The organism is Streptomyces sp. GbtcB7, from assembly GCF_019091445.1.
Classification (GTDB): domain Bacteria; phylum Actinomycetota; class Actinomycetes; order Streptomycetales; family Streptomycetaceae; genus Streptomyces; species Streptomyces mirabilis.
In genome coordinates this window covers 1-278 of record NZ_JAGXJM010000263.1, presented here as the reverse complement: position 1 = coordinate 278, position 278 = coordinate 1, and the positions used below count along the sequence as shown (strand labels likewise).

Sequence of the window (278 nt, the reverse complement as noted above, 5' to 3'; positions counted from 1 at the left end):
ACCTGCGCTCGACAGGCTGTCACCGCCAGTCCGGCGGCCTGTTTGACGTTCTTGGCGGCGTTGTGGTCCCGGTCGTGGACCGTGCCGCAGTGCGTGCACGTCCAGGTGCGCACGTGCAGGGGTTTGGGCCCGTCCTTGACTCCGCAGGCCGAGCACACCTGGCTGGTGGGCTCGAACCGGCCGGCCTTCACAAAGACGCGGGCGTACCGCTGTGCCTTGTACTCCAGCATCGCGAGGAACTGCGCCCAGCCGGCGTCGTGCACGGATTTGCCGAGCCG

Annotated in this window: 1 protein-coding gene; it reads right to left on the bottom strand. The window is 68.7% G+C overall.

The window, feature by feature from the left end; translation table 11 throughout:
• Positions 1 to 278, bottom strand: a 278-nt coding sequence (locus tag KVT44_RS56055; protein WP_217576972.1) for a zinc ribbon domain-containing protein, incomplete at both ends; no start/stop codon positions are given.